The 18,759-nt window shown below is 42.1% G+C and carries 17 protein-coding genes, 1 pseudogene and 1 riboswitch; of the genes and pseudogenes, 16 read left to right on the forward strand and 2 right to left on the reverse strand.

Features of this window, described 5'->3' with window-relative positions:
- Positions 1–20 precede the first annotated feature (20 nt).
- Both purB and NSTC745_RS23880 read left to right on the forward strand, forming a co-directional pair.
- Positions 21–1,316, forward strand: a complete 1,296-nt coding sequence (gene purB, locus NSTC745_RS23875) for an adenylosuccinate lyase (protein WP_445633177.1) — start codon at positions 21–23, stop codon at positions 1,314–1,316.
- Positions 1,317–1,598: 282 nt separating this feature from the next.
- Positions 1,599–2,162: a DUF4126 domain-containing protein gene (locus NSTC745_RS23880; protein ID WP_445638672.1), complete on the forward strand. Its 564-nt coding sequence runs from the start codon at positions 1,599–1,601 to the stop codon at positions 2,160–2,162.
- A 37-nt stretch (positions 2,163–2,199) separates the two neighbouring features.
- On the opposite strand, the gene hemH is transcribed toward NSTC745_RS23880, so the two are convergent.
- Complete coding sequence (gene hemH / locus NSTC745_RS23885) at positions 2,200–3,366, reverse strand: ferrochelatase (RefSeq protein WP_445633178.1); 1,167 nt, start codon at positions 3,364–3,366, stop codon at positions 2,200–2,202.
- Between the two features lie 93 nt (positions 3,367–3,459).
- Here hemH and NSTC745_RS23890 point away from each other — a divergent pair, with 93 nt between their 5' ends.
- The 10 genes and pseudogenes from NSTC745_RS23890 to NSTC745_RS23935 all read left to right on the forward strand — a co-directional run bounded on the left by NSTC745_RS23890 (position 3,460) and on the right by NSTC745_RS23935 (position 11,876).
- Complete coding sequence (locus tag NSTC745_RS23890; protein ID WP_445633179.1) at positions 3,460–4,083, forward strand: class I SAM-dependent methyltransferase; 624 nt, start codon at positions 3,460–3,462, stop codon at positions 4,081–4,083.
- 645 nt (positions 4,084–4,728) lie between these two features.
- On the forward strand, positions 4,729–5,166 hold the full coding sequence (locus NSTC745_RS23895; RefSeq protein ID WP_445633180.1) for a hypothetical protein: 438 nt from the start codon (positions 4,729–4,731) through the stop codon (positions 5,164–5,166).
- A gap of 12 nt (positions 5,167–5,178) precedes the next feature.
- Positions 5,179–5,289, forward strand: a pseudogene (locus tag NSTC745_RS23900) (peroxiredoxin); the annotation flags it as partial.
- A gap of 351 nt (positions 5,290–5,640) precedes the next feature.
- A complete protein-coding gene (locus tag NSTC745_RS23905) occupies positions 5,641–6,696 on the forward strand; it encodes an ABC transporter permease (RefSeq protein ID WP_445633181.1) in 1,056 nt (351 codons plus the stop codon).
- A 92-nt stretch (positions 6,697–6,788) separates the two neighbouring features.
- Positions 6,789–7,367, forward strand: coding sequence for a Uma2 family endonuclease (locus NSTC745_RS23910; protein WP_445633182.1), 579 nt, complete (start codon positions 6,789–6,791; stop codon positions 7,365–7,367).
- A 97-nt stretch (positions 7,368–7,464) separates the two neighbouring features.
- The gene (locus NSTC745_RS23915) at positions 7,465–8,388 is read left to right on the forward strand and encodes a polysaccharide deacetylase family protein (RefSeq protein WP_445633183.1); all 924 of its coding nucleotides are present in this window, start codon (positions 7,465–7,467) and stop codon (positions 8,386–8,388) included.
- The gene (locus NSTC745_RS23920; protein WP_445633184.1) at positions 8,357–9,283 is read left to right on the forward strand and encodes an ABC transporter permease; all 927 of its coding nucleotides are present in this window, start codon (positions 8,357–8,359) and stop codon (positions 9,281–9,283) included. Before NSTC745_RS23915 ends, NSTC745_RS23920 begins: the two co-directional genes overlap by 32 nt.
- Positions 9,284–9,425: 142 nt before the next feature.
- Complete coding sequence (locus tag NSTC745_RS23925; protein ID WP_445633185.1) at positions 9,426–10,385, forward strand: XdhC family protein; 960 nt, start codon at positions 9,426–9,428, stop codon at positions 10,383–10,385.
- 279 nt (positions 10,386–10,664) lie between these two features.
- Positions 10,665–11,240, forward strand: coding sequence for a nucleotidyltransferase family protein (locus NSTC745_RS23930; protein WP_445633186.1), 576 nt, complete (start codon positions 10,665–10,667; stop codon positions 11,238–11,240).
- Positions 11,241–11,432: 192 nt separating this feature from the next.
- Positions 11,433–11,876 carry a hypothetical protein gene (locus NSTC745_RS23935; RefSeq protein WP_445633187.1) on the forward strand — a complete coding sequence of 148 codons (444 nt, stop codon included), beginning with the start codon at positions 11,433–11,435 and terminating at the stop codon, positions 11,874–11,876.
- 75 nt (positions 11,877–11,951) lie between these two features.
- Here the strand turns inward: NSTC745_RS23935 and NSTC745_RS23940 are convergent, their stop codons facing one another.
- Positions 11,952–13,898: an amino acid transporter gene (locus tag NSTC745_RS23940; protein ID WP_445633188.1), complete on the reverse strand. Its 1,947-nt coding sequence runs from the start codon at positions 13,896–13,898 to the stop codon at positions 11,952–11,954.
- 411 nt (positions 13,899–14,309) lie between these two features.
- Here NSTC745_RS23940 and NSTC745_RS23945 point away from each other — a divergent pair, with 411 nt between their 5' ends.
- The 4 genes from NSTC745_RS23945 to NSTC745_RS23960 all read left to right on the forward strand — a co-directional run bounded on the left by NSTC745_RS23945 (position 14,310) and on the right by NSTC745_RS23960 (position 18,719).
- The gene (locus NSTC745_RS23945; protein WP_445638673.1) at positions 14,310–14,417 is read left to right on the forward strand and encodes a DUF433 domain-containing protein; all 108 of its coding nucleotides are present in this window, start codon (positions 14,310–14,312) and stop codon (positions 14,415–14,417) included.
- Between the two features lie 692 nt (positions 14,418–15,109).
- A complete protein-coding gene (locus NSTC745_RS23950; RefSeq protein ID WP_445633189.1) occupies positions 15,110–16,123 on the forward strand; it encodes an alpha/beta hydrolase in 1,014 nt (337 codons plus the stop codon).
- 223 nt (positions 16,124–16,346) lie between these two features.
- A riboswitch (TPP riboswitch) is annotated at positions 16,347–16,443 on the forward strand.
- Positions 16,444–16,449: 6 nt separating this feature from the next.
- Positions 16,450–17,823: a phosphomethylpyrimidine synthase gene (gene thiC, locus NSTC745_RS23955; RefSeq protein ID WP_445633190.1), complete on the forward strand. Its 1,374-nt coding sequence runs from the start codon at positions 16,450–16,452 to the stop codon at positions 17,821–17,823.
- A 251-nt stretch (positions 17,824–18,074) separates the two neighbouring features.
- Positions 18,075–18,719 carry a chloramphenicol phosphotransferase CPT family protein gene (locus NSTC745_RS23960; RefSeq protein ID WP_445633191.1) on the forward strand — a complete coding sequence of 215 codons (645 nt, stop codon included), beginning with the start codon at positions 18,075–18,077 and terminating at the stop codon, positions 18,717–18,719.
- The last annotated feature ends 40 nt before the right edge of the window (positions 18,720–18,759 follow it).

Here is an 18,759-nt window from a genome sequence, read left to right on the forward strand (position 1 = left end):
GTTGTATTCTGTGCCAGATTGTGATTGAGCGTTATACTCTGCCCGAAATGGGTAATCTGTGGAGTGAAGCCTATAAGTTAAAAACCTGGCTGCAAGTAGAAATCGCAGTTTGTGAGGCTCAGGCTGAGTTGGGTTACATTCCGTCTGAGGCTGTTGAGGAAATTAAAGCGAAGGCAGATTTCGATCCAAAGCGGGTGTTAGAAATTGAAGCTGAAGTTCGCCACGATGTAATTGCTTTCTTGACAAATGTCAATGAATATGTTGGAGATGCCGGACGCTATATTCACTTGGGGTTAACCAGTTCCGATGTACTGGATACAGCTTTAGCACTGCAATTGGTTGCTAGTTTGGATGTGTTATTGCAACGCGTAGAAGATTTGATTGGTGCGATTCGCCAAAAGGCACAGGAACATCGTCATACAGTGATGATTGGTCGCTCGCATGGGATTCACGCTGAACCGATCACTTTTGGTTTCAAGCTAGCTGGCTGGTTAGCAGAAGTTTTGCGGCATCAAGAACGGCTGAGAATTCTCCGTCAAACCATTGCCGTGGGTAAGATTTCCGGTGCAGTAGGCACCTATGCCAACGTCGAACCGCGTGTAGAAGCGATCGCTTGCCAAAAACTCGGACTGCAACCCGATACAGCCTCCACACAAGTAATTTCCCGCGATCGCCACGCCGACTACGTGCAACAACTAGCCCTATTAGCAGCATCCATCGAACGCTTTGCCGTGGAAATTCGCAATCTGCAAAAAACAGACGTTCTAGAAGTCGAAGAATTCTTCGCCAAAGGTCAGAAAGGCTCGTCAGCCATGCCACACAAGCGCAATCCCATCCGTTCGGAACGGCTGACGGGAATGGCACGACTTGTGAGAAGCCATGCTGGTGCAGCCTTGGAAAACGTTGCTTTGTGGCACGAACGCGATATTTCCCACAGTTCCGTAGAACGGGTAATTTTGCCAGATGCTTGCACTTTGACACATTTTATGGTTGCAGAAATTACCGACTTAGTGAAAAACCTGCTGGTTTATCCTGAGAACATGGAGCGAAATCTCAACTGCTACGGCGGCGTTGTCTTCAGCCAAAAAGTGCTACTTGCCTTGATAGACAAGGGATTGAGCCGCGAAGAAGCCTATGCGATCGTTCAAGGAAGCGCTCACGCCGCTTGGAACAAGCCAGAAGGCAATTTCCAAGACTTAATTAGCAAAGACCCCCGTGTTACCGAAAAATTGTCCCCAGCAGAACTAGAGGTGTGTTTCGATCCCCAACAACATCTGCGGCACTTAGAAGAAGTTTACCAACGGCTAGGGATTTAAATTTTATTGGGCATGGGGCAAGCAGGAAGTGTGGGAGGGGTGGGAGGTGTGGGAGGTTTGGGAGGATGGGGAAGAAATCTTTCCCCCCACACTTCCCACACTTCCCCATCTCCCCATCTCCCCATCTCCCCTGCTTCCCCTGCTTCCCCTGCTCCCTCATTTCCCCATCTCCCCATTCCCCACTCCCAGAAAACACTTTCAATTTGCTGCTGTAATTACCAACAACGGTGGGTAGTATACATAACAAATACTTACTTACTTATTTGTGCTGCGAGTGCTTTGATGATTGAAATCCTAGCCACACTCTCTGCCTCTGCGGCAGCAGGAATGAGAATAGGCACACCTTTGTTAATTATTGGGCTGTTGCAGGGTAGTAACCTGTGGTCGCAAGTGCCGATTTTATCTCATATTTCTGAGCCAATATTATTAACCTGCCTCACCAGTTGGTCGTTAGTTGAATTATTAGCCTCAAAAAAGCTATGGGGACAAAGACTACTACAAATGATTCAGTTATCAATGTCTCCTCTTGTAGGGGCAATTATGGGGTTAGCGGTAGCTTCTGCCACAGCAACACCACACTGGCTAATTGGCTTAACTGGGGGTCTGTTAGCTTTGGTACTCCAGCTAGTTCAAATTGGATGGTTCTATCGGTTACGCGGCTTACCTTTGTGGGCAGTATTTCTTCAAGATACCTTATGTATTGCTCTAGTACTTTTTGCCTTTGATGCTCCCTGGCAAGGAGGATTAATCGCTTTAATTTTGCTGTGGTTTGCAGTTCGTAGCGCCAAGCAGTGGTATGACTGGTATCACAAGGGAATCGGGATTGGGGAAAAGGGGAAAGGTTAAAGGGAAAAGGAGGGATCTTTCTTTTCCCCTTTGCCCTTTACTGCAAAATCCCAATCATATGCAATACACCGTGACCGGTGATTAGCTCGATGATTAAGGCAATGAAGCCGAGCATAGCGATGCGACCATTCCAGACTTCGGCGCTAGTAGTTAAACCCCACTCCCAACGCTCTTGGGGATACATCTTCACCATTTTTTTCATTTGGGCTGCTTGCGACAGCTTGAAACTGGGGTTTTTCAGCGCATCAATCACTAATTCGGCTAGGGCATTAATAAACACTGGATGGGTATTGGGAGCAGGTACGCGACGGAAGTTGTGAATTCCTGCTTCTTCTGCGACTTCTCGATACTCGATGTCAATTTCTTGTAGGGTCTCAATGTGTTCTGAGACGAAACTGATGGGCACGACTACTAAATCTTTTACGCCTTGGGCGCCTAGTTCTTTCAAGGCATCCTCAGTATAAGGCTGTATCCACTCTACCGGGCCGACGCGACTTTGATAAGCCAAGGTGTGGGCATTGGGTCGATTGAGGGTCTGCATAATTAAGGCAGTACATTCCTCAATTTCTTGTTGATAGGGGTCGCCTGCTTCTTCAACATAACTTTTCGGAACGCCGTGAGCGCTGAAGAAGACGTGAACCTCATCTGGGTTCGGAAATTGGTCTAGTTCTTGGGCTATGAGTTCCGCCATTGCTTGTAGGTAACCTGGTTGTTTGTACCAGGAAGGAATGACGGTGTAATCAATGCGTTGCAGTTTAGGATCTTCTTGCCAAAGCTTTTCTAAAAGCCGGAAGCTGGAACCGCTGGTACTGATAGAAAACTGGGGATAAAGTGGTAAGATTACCAGCTGTTCTACATTATCCTGGGTGAGTTGCGCGATCGCTTCTTCTGTATACGGATGCCAATAGCGCATTCCCACATAAATATTAGCTTCTTGCCCCAAATAACCCAACTGTTCTTTTAAAGCTTCTCCTTGGGCTTCTGTGATCCGCCGCAGTGGGGAACCGCCACCGATTTGCTTATAATTTTCTTGAGATGTTCTGGTTCGCCGGGTGGCTATGAACCAAGCTAGGGGTTTTTGCAACCAACGAAACGGTAGGCGAATAATTTCCGGATCGGAAAATAGGTTGTACAAAAACGGCCCAACATCCTCTAGCTTATCGGGGCCACCGAGATTGAGTAATAAGACGCCTACACGACCCATAGCAGTTACTTTCCCCCGATCTTTTCAGGTTTTTTACTAATGTTAACAATATATCTTTATTAAATATAAAGCTTAATAGCAAGGAAATATGCAATGGCAACAATTTTAAGGGATTGGAGTTACCGCTATCAGTGGCTATATGATACTATTTCTCGTTTAGCAGCCTTGAGCGTAGGTGGTGAAGGTCGTTTTCGGCAACTTGCTTTGCAAGGCTTAACAATTGATTCAGATACTCAGGTTTTAGATTTGTGTTGTGGTAGCGGCCAAGCAACACAATTTTTGGTAAAACTTTCACAAAATGTAACAGGGCTGGATGCTTCGCCCTTTTCTTTGCAACGGGCGCAAAAAAATGTACCATCAGCGTCCTATGTGCAAGCTTTTGCCGAGTCAATGCCATTTGCAGATAATCTGTTTGATGTGGTACATATCAGCGTTGCACTACACGAAATGGAACCCCAGCAATTACGAAAGATTATTAATGAGGTTTATCGGGTGTTGAAGCCAGGAGGAGTATTTACTCTAATAGATTTTCACGCTCCCACAAATCCAATATTTTGGCCTGGAGTATCAGTGTTTTTGTTGTTGTTTGAGACAGAAACAGCTTGGGAATTATTAAAAACTGATTTGCCTGGTTTGTTAACCGAAACTGGCTTTGAGGTGGGTAAGCCAACTTTGTATGCAGGTGGTAGTTTGCAAGTTGTACAAGCAAAGAAGTAAAAAATGGGGCGTTTGTATTCAAGACTTTAGTCCTTGCTTTTTTAAGCACTAAAGTGCTTACTACGAACCTCTCAAAACTTTTGCGATAGGCTATCAGTTGGTACTCGCGCACAATCTACCAGACTCACACTATCTCAATTAAAAACAGGAGGCCAAAGTTCTGATACTAAAGTTCCCACTCAGCGAACAAATCACAGACATCGACTGGCGATTTACCAAGAAAAGCAGAAGTTCGTTCGCGCAGCGTGTCGAAGATAGGGCAGAAGGCACTTATGTTAGGAGTAACAATTAAAACTTTAGTTCTGGGTCTAGAGCGGCGTTTAGATAAGTAATTATATTGAGACTGCTTGCAGCAAGGTATAAAACGTCCTTGTTCCAATCCCACTCTTTTAAGGGTGGATTACCTTCTGCCTTCTGCCTCCTGCCTTCTGCCTTCTGAATACATAAGATCCTCGCCTCCAACTTAACCGAATTTACCCATCAATTCAAACTTAATAGACCACTAATCGCAATATATTTTTGCTTAAGTGTCTTATCTGTCTTATCTGTCCTTATATTTCTGCTTAAGTGTCTTAACTGTCCTTGCATCTGTTTTTCAGTCATGTTAAGTTCTTTACGAAGTTTTCGATTGACGTAGAGAAAATCATGAAAAGTATTGCTAAATTCGGACGACGCTTAATATCAGTGTTGTTAGTTGTGGTTGTAAGTACCTTGATGTTTTTGCCATCACCAGCGATGGCGGCTAATTGGGTGACCGTTAATCCAGGAAATCTTGAAAGCGAATTATTAAAATCCGACAAGACTGTAATTGTACTTTTGGTTTCGGATTTGTTCCCTGAAGATGTCAAAACAAAGTTAAAATCTGAAGTTGAAAAGACTTATGGTGATAAATACAAACTTACTGTAGGCAGTATTGAACAGAATGAATTCATTTACAGCACTGTTCTCGCACCACGAATATACCCACCTTTCCCAGGAATTACTGTTGTCAAAAACGGTCAACCGTTACGGGGAATATATATTAATCTAAATAACCCCTCACAAGCATTTGAATTCATCGACGATATAATCGCAGATAGCTAATTTTTAATACCTGAATACGTGCAAACTCATCTCGATGAAGTTTGTCTAGCAGGTTGGCAAGAAGGAGATCGAACAATGGTTCCCGATACCGTCAAATCTAAAAGTTACTTCTCTGCCGTATAGGTTTCTCAAGATTGATAATATGAACTAACAATTAACCCGTTTATGCGGGTTTTTTTATTGTCAAAATGGTTTTACCGTACTTAGTCGGTGTTGGGTTTCACTTCGTTCAAACGCCACTTGCTACCCTATGAGTTCCGCGTTAGCGTTACAAGCCTCTTAACCCGTCCTGCCCCAACCTACAATTTTTGGCTACATTTTAGCTTTGCCACCCCACTACTTAAGATTTACTTTATAAATAGGACTTACGCAAAATCTCTCTCAAACTCTCATTTCTCCGTGACCTCTGCGCCTCTGTGGTTCGATTTTCCGTTAGCTGTGCGTAAGTCCTAAAATAGTTTCTAATTTAGATTTATGCTCATTCAACTTGAACCCCGTAATATTCCGTCGAAAATATGGCAAGTTTTATCACCTATGGTTGCAATACTGGCAACGGTGATTTTAGGATTTATATTATTTTATTCATTGGGGAAGCCGCCGATCGCCGCTTTACAAACTTTATTAATTTCGCCGTTAACCAACTTTTATGGATTGTCAGAATTAACTGTCAAAACAGCACCGATTTTATTAATTGCTGTTGGTTTATCGGTGTGTTTTCAGGGTAAGGTATGGAATATTGGCGCAGAAGGGCAGTTTACTATCGGTGCGATTTGTGGTGGTGCTGTAGCTTTAGCATTTCCTAGTATTAATAATTATAGTTTATTGCTACTTAGCTTAATAGCCGGTGTGTTGGGTGGTGCGATTTGGGCAAGTATTTCTGCTTGGCTGAAGGTGAGATTTAATACGAACGAAATTCTCACAAGCTTGATGTTAAATTATATAGCGATTTCTCTTTTAAACTATTTAGTAGATGGGATATTAAAAGATCCCCAAGGATTTAACTTTCCGGAATCTGCACCTTTTAATAAATTTGCTAGCTTACAACCATTAATTGCTGGTACGAGATTGCATTTAGGTGTAATTTTGGCAGTTGTGGCAGCTGTGTTAATTTGGGGAGTATTGCGACAAACGTTTTTTGGTTTTAGCGTGCGGGTAATTGGTTCTAGCGCTAAGGCTGCGATATATGCTGGAATAGAGAGCGATCGCATTATTTGGCTAACTCTCCTCATTAGCGGTGGATTAGCAGGTTTAGCTGGCGTTTGCGAAGTATTGGGCCCCATTGGTCAACTACGCCCTAGTATTTCTCCAGGTTACGGTTATACTGCTATTATTGCTGCTTTTATCGGCAGATTAAATCCATTGGGTATTATTTTATCCAGTTTACTCATAGCACTTTTGTATGTAGGCAGCGAATTAGTACAGATTAAATTGGGACTTCCTTTAGCTTTAGCTGGAATGTTTCAAGGGATTTTATTCTTTTTTGTTTTAGCAGCAGATATATTAATTTACAATCGAGTAAAAATTAAATGAAGATAAATTTAGTATTCTAAATTATGACCAAATAATTATTAATTTATAATTCATAATTCATAATTCATAATTCATAATTTCAGGTACATGGTATGATAGCCATCCCCCAACAACCCCAAAAAATGACCGTTGAAGAATATCTCGAATGGGAACCTCAACAAGACGTTCGCTACGAATATTTCTATGGCGAAGTGTTTGCCATGACAGGTGGTACAATTCCCCACAATGACATTGCTTTAAATCTCTACACTGCTCTACGTCCTCATCTGCGTTCTAGGGGTTGCCGAGTGAATGTGTCAGATGTAAAAGTGCAAGCAAATTTTCAGAATCAGTACTACTATCCTGATGTTATCGTCAGTTGTGACCCTCAAGACATCAACGCCCGCAAATTTATTCAAAACCCCAAGTTGCTAGTCGAAGTTCTTTCTCCTAGTACAAGTGCTAAAGATAGAGGGGAAAAATTCACTTACTACCTGACAATCCCCAGTTTACAGGAATATATCTTGATTGACTCTGAAAAAATCTCCGTTGAGCGTTACTGTCGGGGAGAAGGAAGAATGTGGCTTTACTATCGTTACACTGCTGGAGAAACGATCGCTTTCTCCAGCATTGAATTTGAGTTTCCTATAGAATTGCTGTATGAAGGTGTTGTCTTAGAAACAGAAGTATAAAAGCACACTTCATGTTGATTTGATGTAATAAATAATTTGTAAGCTAGTTCTTAATGGCAAATGACAATGAAAAATAACAAAAATCAGGAGATTTAATGTGTCCAATGATAAATTATCTGTCAGTTTAAAATTGGTAGTCGTTACATTAGTGACTTGTGTTACTACTTTAGGCATCAGCGTGTTTTTAGGTACAACAAAAATTGATTATTTATTGGGAATTAAACCGCTAAAAAATGAGAAAGCAAGTCAAGATCGGGCAATTATTGGATCTGCACAAGCTGTCTCCTCAACAACAAACCAAATAAATCAAATTCCGAATAAATTTCAGGGAACAGTCATTTATCAAGGAAAACTCAAGCCAACTGAGAAAGTCATCGCCCTAACTTTTGATGATGGTCCCAGCCCTAAAAATACAGGGCAGATATTAGAAATTTTGCAGAAAAATCAGATCAAAGCTACGTTTTTTATGATTGGGCAAATGGTGAAATATTTTCCCCAGGTTGCCAAGCAAGTTGCAGCTGATGGCGAGGTAATTGGCAACCATACATGGCATCATTCCTATCGTCATGTCGATGTAGTTACTGCGGCTAATGAAATAAATACTACAGCAGACATCATTTATCAAACTACAGGAGTGAAAACTACTCTGTTTCGTCCCCCTGGTGGCTTCTTAAAGAATGGATTAGCTGACTATGCTAAAAGCCAGAAATATACTGTCATAATGTGGTCAGAATTATCGGGAGATGCCGAACGTAGTTCGCCTCAAGTGCCAAAGATGGTCAAAGATGTGCTGAAAAATGCCAAACCAGGAGCAATTGTACTAATGCATGATGGTGGCGGAAATCGTTCTCGGACTGTCAAAGCTTTACCGCAAATTATTGATGGTTTAAAGGCACAAGGTTATAAATTTGTGACAATACCCGAACTACTGGAAATACAAGCCCAAGAAAAAAATTTGGTAACACCAGTATCAGCTGTAGTTACAAATCATGAATATCCAAACAATCAGCTTCATCGTTAGCGATAGCATACGGGCAGCTACACCTCTAATTTTTGCAGCATTAGGTGAATTAATAACTGAAAAATCGGGGGTGTTAAACCTTGGTGTTGAAGGAATGATGCTGGTTGGAGCTGCGGGTGGTTTTATTGCGGCTTCAGTTACAGGTAATATTTACTTTGGATTATTAATCGCATTAATATCGGGGATAGCGATCGCTCTGATTTATGCTTTACTAACAGTTACTATAGCTGCCAACCAAGTGGCAACGGGTTTAGCCCTGAGTATTTTTGGTTCCGGACTCAGCGCCTTTATTGGTGCGGGTTATGTAGGCAAAACAATTACCGGACTGCAACCTGTTGACATCCCGATTTTAAAATCAATTCCGCTTTTGGGTAAAGTTTTATTTAATCAAGATATTTTGGTGTATGCCTCAGTTATCTTAGCGATCCTGCTGTGGTGGTTTTTGCGAAGTACGCGGGCGGGTTTAGTGTTGCGGAGTATTGGCGAGTCACCTGATGCTGCTGATGCTTTGGGTTTACCTGTTAGCAAAGTTCGTTATTTGGCGGTAATGTTTGGTGGGGCGATGGCTGGGTTGGCGGGAGGTTATCTTTCCCTTGCATATACGCCGCTATGGGCGGAAAATATGACTGGTGGACGAGGATGGATTGCGATCGCATTAGTTGTGTTTGCTACGTGGAAACCTGAAAGAATCCTTCTTGGTGCATACTTATTTGGCGGGGTTGGTGCTATACAATTAATACTTCAAGGGTTAGGAGTTAATATTTCTCCTTATATTTTGTCTTCTTTACCTTACTTAGCTACTATCTTGGTATTAATATTTATCTCAAGGGATAATACACGCATTAAACTTGAGACGCCTGCATCATTAGGACAACCTTTTAGATCTAGTCATTAGTCATTAGTCACTTGTACTGAGCGGAGCCGAAGTATTAGTCATTTAGGGTTAGTGTAACAAAGGTAAGTTTTCAAGAAGATAAATTTTTAAATTTTCAGTGATTCGACCTTATTTAAATAGTTAATCAAAGATTGCCGATTGTGTGCTTGAGTTCTACCAACAACTAGCAAAAACCTTAACAAATAGTGTCGCAGTTTTAGCAACTGTCACTAGCACCAAAGGTTCCACACCAAGAGAAGTAGGTGCGAAAATGTTTATTAGCGCCGATGGTAAAGCAGTAGGAACAATTGGCGGTGGTGCTGGGGAAGCAAAAGTTTATCAACAAGCTTTGCAATTATTAAAAACAGGTAAAAAACAATTTGTAGAAATCGATTTATCTGGCGTACCCCAACGAGAAACTCAAGGTGTTTGTGGCGGTACAATGCAGGTATTATTAGAGTTATGGTCAGGCTCGGAAAGCTTAAATTTAGCCAATCAAATTATAGATGCTTTAACATCAGGACATTCAGCAGCGATTATCACCCCATTTAACACAGATGAAAAAACTTACTTAATCGAAGAAACAGAAGTAATTGCATCTTTACAAGGTACAGCATTAATTGAACCTTTACTACCGCCGCCAAAACTTTTAATTATAGGTGGAGGACATATTGCAATTTCCCTAGTGCAGATATCCAAAATAGCAGGTTTTCAAGTTATTGTACAAGACGATCGCTCCGATTTCGCCACACAAGAAAGATTTCCCGATGCATCGCTGGTGCTAGCAGAACCCATCACCTCAATTCAAGAAATATTAAATAAAAATAGTAATTTATATGTTGCTTTAGTTACTAGAGGTTATCTGCAAGATTTAGCTGCTTTACGGCTATTATCTAATTATCAACTGTCATATATTGGGATGATTGGTAGCAATAAGCGAGTCAACACCGTATATAAAATACTCCAAGCGGAAGGTTGTAAAACTGACTTTTTAAATCAAATATATGCACCAATTGGTTTAGATATTGGTGCTTTAACACCAGAAGAAATTGCAGTTAGTATCTGTGCTGAGTTAATTAAAGTTCGCCGTGGTGGTACTGGGAATTCTTTATCTAGGGAGTAGGGAGTAGGGAATGGGGAATGGGGAATCAGTAAATAAATGTAGGGTGTGTTATGCCGTAGGCTAACGCACCTCGATAGATTCTACTATATCAATTGAGGTGCGTTACGCTTTGCGACAACGCACCCTACTATTGTTTTATATTTAATTAAATTGACCTACTTAATCAAAGAAAAATTCTATATTTGATAATAATTCTGCAAAATCAAGCAAGAGATTCAAGCCCCAAAATACAGATATGCTGAAGTTTCTTAATGCGTGAATTTTGAATTGGTATTATTTATGAACTTTGCTATTGTTCTCGCAGCCGGAAAATCTACCCGTATGGGTACTTGTAAAACTTCACTTCCTTGGGGTGCAGGTAAGACATTATTAACTTATCAACTAGAACAGTGGTTGAGTTTAGGTTTTACCCCTGTGGTAGTGCTAGGTTTACACAATAGCCAGCAACAAAAAGATTGTCTTTGTGGTAGTTTAAGTGTAATTAATCCTTATAGTGATGCAAGGAAAACAACCTCTCTGTTGACAGCATTGGAATACGTTCCCCAAAACTTTGAAGTATTGGCAATTTCCGCAGTCGATCAACCGAGAAAATTAGAGATTTATCAAAAATTACTTACAGCACACCAAGATAATTTAGCATTGATTACTGCACCCACATATCAAGGCAAAATGGGCCATCCATTGTTATTTAATAATCAAATACGATCGCACTTACAAAATATTCGTGAAGAAACTCTTGGTTTACGCCAAGTTATCCAAGAATTTTACCCTGTAATTTGCAAAGTAGAGTTTAACGATCCTTCTGTATTATTAGATATTAACACGCCAGAAGTTTATTTAGATAATTTAAGATGACAAAAAAATATAGCATAAGTTTGAGATGTTATCCTATGAACTTTAGGCTTAACTAAACTACCATTTAAATCTATTAAAAGAGCGAATTTTTCTAATAACTTATGATGAGAAAACCTCTATCTGGGGAGTGATTTGGCTCATGAGCCAGATGAAGTAAATATAAAGTACAAAAGCAAATGGACATTGTGTTCTATGAAACTGGATTTTGTTACAAAAGGGCTTTCGGTTGTCGGACGTTGGATAGCTACAACATTGTTTTGCGTATCAGCGATCGCTTTTATTTGGCATGGTGCATTTATTGTAAACACCTCAGCAATGGCGAATCCTGCAACAAACTTAATTGCATCTGTTGATGCCGATGATGCTAAAAGCAAAGCTAGTGAAGATGCTAGAAACACCAAGGGTTTCGTGCAAGAGACACGAGACAAGCTAAAGGAAGCAGCAAACAGCAATGCCAATAAAGTAGACAACGCAACAGATAATGGTAGCTTTATTGGACGTAAAGCACAAAGAGATGCAGCTCGAATTGAGAAAAGAGCAGACGAAGATGCATCTCGCACACAGAAAGCAATAGACGATACCAAAAATGTTGTTGAACGCGCTGTTGACAACATCAAGGATGCTTTTAGTAAATAGGCAATAGGGAACGGGCAATAGGCAATAGGCAATAACAAAAGTTATTAGTTGCCTGTTGCACATTTCCTTTTTGCCTCATCCTCCAACATGGACGCCAGGACGGCTTTCGGGATTTTTTTCAGCGCGACGAAGTACTTCACGGGTGAGAACGGCAATATCACCTTCACCAAATAAAATAAAGCGCAGTAAGTATTGTATGGGGTTTCCCTCCACCCAACCGAAGTAAGCATGGGGAATCTTACCTGTTCGATCGCGAATATACAATAATAAAGCAGCGATCGCATTGGGTACTGCCGCACTCTGAGCGCGTAGGATGCGGTAATCTCCAACTTGCACCCCTTTGACTTTAATCACCTCAGCAAATTCTGAAGCATCTGCCACCATAATTTCTAAAAAGAGAATTGGATCGTCAGCTGGAATATGATTGTCTTCACGCACTTCTTTCTCTTTTGAAGAATACTCTTCGATATCTCCTGTATTCAAGCGATTGGCAATTATTCGTATTGCTCCCTGGCTTTCTTCGGCAATGAATTGTTGGGCAATATCATCAATTTCAATTCGCTCAACTCGCAGTTCAGTCGAACGCCAAACGCGAGAAATCAAGGAAGTACAAATGATTGCACCGATAAAACATGCAGCAATGCGAATCCCTTCTGGTCTTTCGATGATATTAACAACAGTGGTATATACAAATAACACTGTAATTGTTCCAAAGATGAAGGTTGCGTGCTTCTCTCTGTGACGGCGAGCTGATAAAGTCACAGCAAAGGCGGCTGAGGTTATCAACACCAGCACCCCAGTTGCGTAAGCCCCACCTTGAGCTTCGACATTTGCTCGAAAGATAATTGTGACAAGAAAAGCGATCGCTGTATAGACTAACACTAAAGGTCGGCTGACTCGTGCCCAATTGGGTGCCATGCCATAGCGCGGCAAGTAACGAGGCACAATATTTAATAGCCCTGCCATTGCCGATGCACCAGCAAACCACAAAATAGAAATCGTGCTTAAATCGTAAATTGTGCCAAAGCTATTGCCTAAATAAAGATGCGCCAAATAAGCCAAGGCGCGTCCGTTGGCTTTGCCTCCCTGTGCAAATTCTGGCGCGGGAATCAGCAGACTAGTTATAAAACTGGTGGTGAGCAAAAAGAAGCTCATAATCACAGCAGCAGTAGTCAGCAGCTTGCGTGTATTTTGAATCCTGGCTCTGGGATACTGGGGAGTGTCGCTGCTGCTACCTTTAACAAGGGGCATAACAGTGACGCCAGTTTCAAAGCCTGATAATCCCAGCGCCAACTTGGGGAATACCAAAAGAGCTAAACCGACTAGTAGTAAAGGATTAGAATTGCGGGCAAATAAGGCAGTTTGCCACTGGGCGATCGCTTCTGGATGATTTAGAATCTGATACGTACCAACGCTAACCACAATAAAGTTCAGCAGCAGATAAACTGCCACCAAAAACACTGCAATACCGATGGCTTCTTTGAAACCTCTCAAGAAAACTGCGCCTAGTAATGCAATTAATATTAAAGTAATAGCGATGGGCCGATCGTGAAGCCAATTTGCAGCCAGGGGATTTTCGATGATATGGGCTGTAGCATCAGCAGCCGACAGAGTAATTGTGATAATAAAGTCCGTTGCTACGAAGCCGAGTAGGCACAGTACGAGTAATTTGCCTTGCCACCAGGAGAGCAAACGCTCTAACATAGCGATCGACCCTTCCCCATAAGGGCTTTCGGCAGCAATGCGGCGATAAATGGGCAATGCGCCAAACAGCGTCAGCAAAACTAGAATCAGCGTCGCCACAGGAGAAAGAGCGCCAGCTGCCAATGCTGCAATTCCAGGTTGATATCCCAGAGTCGAGAAATAATCTACACCAGTCAAGCACATCACTTGCCACCAAGGATGCTGGCGATGTGATTCTTCCTTGTGGTAACGCCCTTGCCGCTTTCGTCTATTTTCTTCCAGCAACCAGCGGATGAACTGTTTGCTGAGCCGTTTTGTTGAAACAATTGATTTAGCCATCAAATACGCTTGTGTTGCAGAAGTCAAAGTGACTGATAGAATCTTTGCTTTTCTCTGTGCGCTCTGTTTTGCAAGAGTGCTCAGCTAGAAGTTAGGAGTTATTATTCTCCTCTTTATCTTCCCACTGCCTGAAGAATTCTTTGCCAACAATTTTACCTACATTGGCATGGCTAAGTCCATCATAAAATCTACCAGAAACTAACGACCAAACCAAACACCTCAAATCAAGGTTATTGTAGATAATCTCATCCAAATGCGATCGCTTGTATTTTAAGCAAGATAAGTCCGATATTTGAGATAATTGACAATATAAGTCTTACTAAAAAAGATCGGGTTAATCCCTATCATCAAGAACGCATCGAAATTACTCCTGGTGTATGCGGAGGTAAACCCAGGATTGCAGGACATCGCATTAGAGTCCAGGATATTGTTATCTGGCACGAACAGATGGGAATGTCGCCTGATGAAATTCTTGAGTGTCATTCTAGTATTAGCCTAGCTGATGTTTATGCAGCCTGAGCCTACGATCGCGATCGTAAAGAATAAATTCGGCAACAAATTGCAGTTGATGAAGAATTCGCTCGCCAACTCCAAGATCGAAATCCATCGCTGTTGCAACGAACAAGGCAAAATACTAAAGAAGCTTAGTTTTCAATATTGAAGCATTATATTTAACCATCGCCTCTACACCGATCGCCATACTTAATTACTTCATCAAAAACATAAATTACAGTCAAATTAATCAGGAAAATACTTAATTCCTTTCTCATTTTCTGGAAATGCTTTCTCAAATCACAGTTTGCTTTCTCATTTTAGTGTTTTCCGCAAGTAAAATCAGGTTTTGCTTTCTCAAATCACAGTTTGCTTTCTCATTTTAGTGTTTTCCGCAAGTAAAATCAGGTTTTGCTTTCTGATTTTAGTGTTTTTATTAAGTAAAAGTAACTTTTGCTTTCTCAAATCACAGTTTGCTTTCTCATTTTGGTGTTTTCCGCAAGTAAAATCAGCTTTTGCTTTCTCATTTGGGTAAATTGTGTACTAATTTAAGTAATTAACGCAGTCAAAACAACGATCCCTTTAAACTAAACTCGTGAGTGCTAAATTATCCGAAATAACCGAGACTTTCATTTACCTTGCTATGATGAACATTTAACCAGACTTTTTAATTTCTGCGCTGGTTGCGTTGTTTACAAAAGCTTGTGGTTTAGTCATAAATGAAAATTGGCATTCAAAAAACAGCAGAAATCTTGGAGCAAGTTCACCAATTAGAATCGACAGTGGGTCTCAAAAATGAAGCCTGCCGTTCTAAATTTTTGATTCACCCTGAATTCACATCAAAAGTTTTTTTGTTTTTGCATGGTTTTACAGCAGGCCCCTACCAGTTTGAGCCGCTTGGTAAAGCCTTCTTTAATAAAGGATATAATGTTTTAATTCCTTTACAACCCGGTCATGGGCGATCGGGCAACTGGAGCCGTCAAAATCCTCCACCACTACCAACAGATATTCAGATATATCAACAATTTCTCCTCGAATGGTTGCAGATTGCAAAAACATTAGGAGAACAAGTTGTAATTGGTGGATTATCATCAGGTGGGACTTTAGCTGCTTGGTTAGGTTTAGAGCATCCCCAGGAAATTGACCGCGCTTTATTGTTCGCGCCTTTTTTCGGTAGCCGTTACTCGCTATTCGATGGACTTATCAAAATCCTGCCAATTTACTTTGAATGGTTCAACAAAGACGCACCTGGAAATTTTGGTTATAAAGGTTTTCGTCTCAAGGCATTACGGATATTTCTTCAACTGGGAGAGGAGGTTTTAGAAAAGGCTCAAAGCTCTGTTTGTGCCCCTGTTTTAATGGTATGTAGTGAAGCGGATACTGCTGTTAGTCGCTCCAAACATCAAGAATTTTTCCGAAGGGTAGTTAAGCAGCAACCGAAATCCTGGTATTACTGTTTCGATGATTCGCTTCACATCGAACACCGAATGATGACAAAAATGGAAGACAATGATTATGAGGAACTAGTAATTACCCTTGCCAAAGCATTTGTTGAGAGCGATTTGACTTGGCTAGAGTTTGAGCAAATGGCAAAGCGAATTGCCCAAGGACAAGCCCATGAACAAATTCTGCAAGAATTAAACCTCGACAGTCAAGTTTCTCAACAGCTATCTGTAATGATGACTCAAGGTTTTGGCTGTGAGGATCTTAAGTGCATCAATCCATATTATTAAATTGGGGAAAGGGAAAAGGGGAAAGATTAAATTTATTCCTTTTCCCCTACTCAAGGACAAGGGGAAAGGAAAAGGGGTAAAGGGAAAAAGGGAAAGATTAAATTTATTCCTTTTCCCTTTTCCCTTTAACCTTTTCCCCTTTCCCTTTCCCCTGCCCCCTACTTATCACCTCAGGAATTGTTAACACCTTAGATCCCAACCATAACCAAGGTGCTACAATCAACAACCATGCTAGGGGTGCCTACATCATCAGGCTGAGATTACACCCTTAACACCTGAGTCTGGGTAATACCAGCGGAGGGAAGCTGTTTACTGAGGAATTCAATATGAGAACAGAATGGGTTGCTAAGCGGCGTGGCCAGAGTAATGTATCTCAGATGCATTATGCACGCCAAGGTGTTATCACCGAAGAAATGCACTACGTCGCCCAACGGGAAAATCTACCTGCTGACCTCATTCGTGAGGAAGTAGCGCGGGGGAGAATGATTATCCCGGCTAACATTAATCACACTAACCTAGAGCCGATGTGCATCGGCATCGCCTCTAAATGTAAGGTAAATGCTAATATCGGCGCTTCACCCAATTCTTCCAATCTTCAAGAAGAAGTAGATAAGCTGAATCTATCGGTGAAGTACGGTGCTGATACTGTAATGGACTTGTCTACAGGTGGCGGGAATTTGGATGAAATTCGCACCGCCATTATCAACGCTTCTCCAGTTCCCATTGGTACGGTGCCAGTATACCAAGCTTTAGAAAGTGTCCACGGCACAATTGAAAAGCTGACTGCTGATGACTTTCTCCACGTCATCGAAAAACACGCCCAGCAAGGGGTAGACTACCAAACCATCCACGCTGGGATTTTGATCGAACATTTGCCCTTGGTGAGAGACCGCATTACTGGTATTGTTTCTCGCGGTGGCGGCATCTTAGCACGGTGGATGTTACATCACCACAAACAAAACCCGCTTTACACCCATTTCCGAGACATCATTGAGATTTTCAAAAAATATGATGTCTCCTTCAGTTTAGGAGATTCCCTGCGTCCTGGCTGCACCCATGATGCCTCGGATGCAGCACAATTGGCTGAATTGAAAACCTTGGGACAGCTAACCCGCAAAGCCTGGGAACATGACGTACAGGTGATGGTGGAAGGCCCCGGACACGTACCAATGGATCAAATTGAGTTCAACGTCCGCAAGCAGATGGAAGAGTGTTCTGAAGCACCTTTCTATGTTTTGGGGCCATTGGTAACAGATATTGCTCCTGGCTATGACCATATTACTTCAGCGATCGGGGCAGCGATGGCGGGATGGTACGGTACAGCAATGTTGTGTTATGTAACGCCAAAAGAACATTTGGGATTACCAAATGCCGAAGATGTGCGGAATGGTTTGATTGCCTACAAAATAGCAGCTCACGCAGCGGATATTGCTAGACATCGCCCTGGTGCAAGGGACAGAGACGATGAACTTTCCAAAGCCCGTTACAACTTCGATTGGAACCGTCAGTTTGAATTAGCACTCGACCCCGAAAGAGCTAAGGAATATCATGATGAAACTCTACCAGCAGACATTTATAAAACTGCTGAGTTTTGTTCCATGTGCGGCCCGAAATTCTGCCCAATGCAAACTAAAGTCGATGCTGATGCGCTGACAGAATTAGAGAAGTTTTTGGCGAAGGAGACTGTTACCCAAAGTTAATTGATGCTGGGTACGGGGCATGGGAAGGGGAAAGGGAAAAGGGAAAAGGGGAAAGGGAAAAGGGGAAAGGGGAAAGGCATTGATTTTTAATTATTCTCCTCTGCCCCTCTGCCTCCCCTGCTCCCCCTCCCTCCCCTGCTCCCTGCTTTCGTGCTTCTCCTCTACTCCCCACTCGCCATTTTTCTTGAGTTATTGTTGTTGGGTAGAAGAAAACTTTTTTAATGACTGCCAATTAAACATATTAGAAAAGGATGCGAGGAGCGATCGTGGGACAGACACAGGAGCTAGGACAGATTATTATCTTGAATGGTGCCCCGCGATCGGGGAAGTCGAGCATTGTCGAAGCGATCCAGGAGATGTTTGATGGCGTATGGATGAACTTGGGTGTCGATAGGTTTATGCAAATGACTCCCGCACGCTACCTGCCAGGAATCGGTTTGCGACCAGGGGGAGAACGCGAAGACATCGAATCCCTCGTTCCTGTTCTCTACAGCGCCATGTATGAATCCATTGCCGCCCACAGTCGCTTGGGACTGAATGTCGTTGTTGATGTCGGACACCATGACGGATATGCAATCAAGCGGGGTATTTTAACCGATAGTGCCCGACGTTTAAAGGGATTGCCTGTCTTGTTCGTAGGCGTTCGCTGCCCCATTGAGATAATTATCGAAAGACGACAAAACACGGGGTGGAAGGCGGTAAGTGTAGCTGACTCTCCATTGCCAAATCCGGTTGAGTTATGGCAACGTGAAGTCCACATCCCCGGCATCTATGACCTTGAAGTCGATACTTCGTTGTTAAGTCCGGGTGAGTGTGCTGAGGTGATACGCCAGCACCTGGTAAATAGTCCAGTACCATCGGCATTTCAACGACTCGCAGCACTATCACCCAACTAAGGGGGTTGGAAATAAAAAATAAATAATCGCTTTGGTAAGC

The sequence above is a fragment of the Nostoc sp. DSM 114161 genome (genome assembly GCF_052692665.1).